Source organism: Paraburkholderia sp., assembly GCF_035501035.1.
Lineage (GTDB): Bacteria > Pseudomonadota > Gammaproteobacteria > Burkholderiales > Burkholderiaceae > Paraburkholderia.
On the sequence record NZ_DATJWR010000487.1, the window covers coordinates 1 to 2861 of the forward strand.

General features: G+C 64.5%; 2 protein-coding genes and 1 pseudogene. 2 read left to right on the top strand and 1 reads right to left on the bottom strand.

What is annotated here, in order from left to right; all coding sequences use genetic code 11:
• Nucleotides 1-97: 97 nt before the first annotated feature.
• On the bottom strand, nt 98-577 hold the full coding sequence (locus VMJ11_RS33340) for a YbaK/EbsC family protein (RefSeq protein ID WP_325625391.1): 480 nt from the start codon (nt 575-577) through the stop codon (nt 98-100).
• Nucleotides 578-1000: 423 nt separating this feature from the next.
• On the opposite strand from VMJ11_RS33340, the gene VMJ11_RS33345 reads away from it, so the two are divergent.
• Together VMJ11_RS33345 and VMJ11_RS33350 are read left to right on the top strand one after the other, a co-directional pair.
• Nucleotides 1001-2197, top strand: coding sequence for an IS256 family transposase (locus tag VMJ11_RS33345; RefSeq protein ID WP_325625392.1), 1197 nt, complete (start codon nt 1001-1003; stop codon nt 2195-2197).
• A gap of 481 nt (nt 2198-2678) precedes the next feature.
• Nucleotides 2679-2861: pseudogene (locus tag VMJ11_RS33350) on the top strand (type II toxin-antitoxin system HicA family toxin); the annotation flags it as partial.

A 2861-nucleotide genomic window follows, 5' to 3' on the forward strand; every position in this document is an offset into this window, starting at 1 on the left:
CGCTTCCGAGGTCGTTACTTCGGCTGGCGCGTCACCCGCAAGTACGGCTTGAGCGCCCGCCACGTGCGAGAAGGACAGAGCGGAAGGACAGAGCGGGCTAGTGCGGCGCGACGCGGCCGAAGTGCGCGAGGCGCGCGCCGCGCATGAGCTCGTTGAAGTCGTTGGCCGAGAGCTTGAGCAGTTGCTCGTGGTCGCCGGCTTCGATGTAGACCTCGGGCACCTGCTGCAACGTCTCGTCGACGATCGTCTCCATGCCCCATGCCATGCCGAGTGCGGGCACCGCGCCGGGTTCGCAATCGCTGAACAGCACCTTCACGCGCGCTTCGTCGCTCAGATGCAGATCGTGGCGGCCGAGGAGCCGCGCAAGCTCGCCGATATGCACGCGCCGGTCGGCAGGCAGCACCGCCATCACGCATCCGCCGTCATCCTCCAGGATCACCGACTTCGCGAGCCGCTGCGGCGGAACGTGCGCCAGGCGCGCAGTCTGCGCGCTGGTTTCCGTTCGCGCGTGTTCGCACACCTCGTAATGCGCAAGACGTTCGGTCAGGAAGTTGGCGAGGCGGGGGGATATCGGCATGAGCGTCTCCGTGGTGCGTGCAGGCGTATGTGATCGCTGAGAAATCGATTCGTTCCAGGGACCGCATGCTGACGCGCATGCGTGGTCGCGTGGAACAAAAAGTCTGCTCCCGTGATCGCACATCCGCCAGTCGGAATACCCGCTACGAACCGGGTTTTTCGGTGCCGCGGCGCGTAAGCTACGAACCCCTGCCCACACCCATGGCAAGCGATGGACCTGATCGATCGCATCGTGCACTTCCAGTCCGAAATCCAGGGTTGATGTCCCTGGGAGTGGTGTAAGTCTTTCGATGTGCGGCAAGGCGCGGAGGGCGTAGCCCGAAGCGGCTTGCCGCGCGGCGGCGGCCGCCCCGCTGAGGGTGGTCATCGTGAAGTTCCGGATAAGGTTGAGGTGCGACCCAACAACCTGACTGGAGAAATCACGATGACCACCCCGACTATGGCACTGGCCGAGCTGGCCGAAAAGGGCGCCGACGTAGACGTGCTGCGCCAGATGGTGCAGTTCATGGCGCAACGGCTGATGGAACTCGACGTCGAGGCGCGCTGTGGCGCCGGCTACGACGAGAAGAACCCGGAGCGATTGAACAGCCGCAACGGCTACCGCGACCGTCTCTGGGACACGCGCGCCGGCGCGGTCGAGCTGAAGATCCCCAAGCTGCGCCAAGGCAGCTACTTCCCCGAATTCCTGGAGCCACGGCGCACCGCCGAGAAGGCGCTCACGGCCGTGATCCAGGAGGCCTACGTGCAAGGCATCTCGACCCGCTCGGTCGATGAGCTCATCAAGGCGCTCGGCATGACCGGCGTGTCCAAGAGCCAGGTGAGCCGCCTGTGCGGCGAACTCGACGAGCGCGTCAACGCGTTCTTGACTCGGCCCATCGAGGGCGACTGGCCGTACCTGTGGATCGACGCCACCTACGTCAAAACGCGCGAGGCCGGCCGCATCGTGAGCGTGGCGGTAATAGTGGCGGTCGGCGTGAACACCGACGGCCAGCGCGAAGTGCTCGGACTGAAGGTGGGCGCCAGCGAAGCGGAGCCCTTCTGGACCGAGTTCCTGCGCAGCTTGAATCGGCGCGGGCTGCGCGGCGTCAAACTCGTCATCAGCGACAGCCATGAGGGTCTCAAGGCCGCAGCCGCCAAGGTCCTGAAGGCCACCTGGCAGCGTTGTCGCGTTCACTTCATGCGCAATGCGCTGGCGCACGCCGGCAAGACGCAACGGCGCATGGTCTCGGCGGCGATCGGCACGGTGTTCGTGCAGGACACGCCCGAGGCAGCTCGCGCGCAGTGGCGCTCGGTGGCTGATCAGCTGCGCGCCAAGTTCCCCAAACTCGGTGCGCTGATGGACGAGGCCGAACACGACGTGCTCGCCTTCATGAGCTTCCCGCGTGCTCACTGGGCGCAGATCTACTCGACCAATCCTCTGGAGCGCCTGAACGCCGAAATCAAGCGACGCACCAACGTCGTGGGCATCTTCCCCAACGACAAATCCATCGTGCGCCTGGTCGGCGCCATGATGCTCGAGCAGAACGATGAGTGGAGCCTCAACCGCCGATACATGCAGCTTGAGGGACTGCAAACACTCAGCGATACTGCCCCGACTCGGCTGCCCGCTGTGGCTCGCTGAGTACCGTGCGTCTCAGCCTCTTCCGGGCTGTGGACCTACACCATCCCCCGGGACGCGACCTGCCCGATCACACTCGATTGCCTGGCAGGCGATGTAAAGCGCGACGGCCGTGCGGTCCATCGCTCCCGTTGGCTGGACGTGATGTGCACATTCACGCGGAGCCACTATCAAGCGTAAATGGCGTCGCGGCCTCGGACCAATAGAAGTCAAGATGTAGTCCCGGTGGCTTGCGCGCGCTCGCCGCTCGGAAGAAATGGCGGGCGAGTACCTGCGTGATCCACTTTCTGGGGCAATGCTCCATATTGACTGAGCGGCGGGCGAATATCCGGCGGAAAGATCAGTGCGACCTTGCCCAAGGCAACCGGAATTCGCCGCATCAGCGACATAGCAGGCGAGGGCACGGCGAAAAGTGGCGATCCTTCGTCGGAAGCCGCACAATATCCGCATGGGTTCTCCGACCGATTGAACGGGCAGACATGGCATGGGCCATCGCCACGCGAACCTGATCCGCCAGATCTTTCATGATCCGCCGAGCGGCAACGTGCACTGGCGTGAAGTGGAATCGCTTCTGCGGCACGTTGGCGCTGACCTCGAACCGATTTCCGGCGCGCGGCTGCGCGTCAAGCTGAGCCGCATGGAGGGCATTCTGCATCGCCCGCACCAC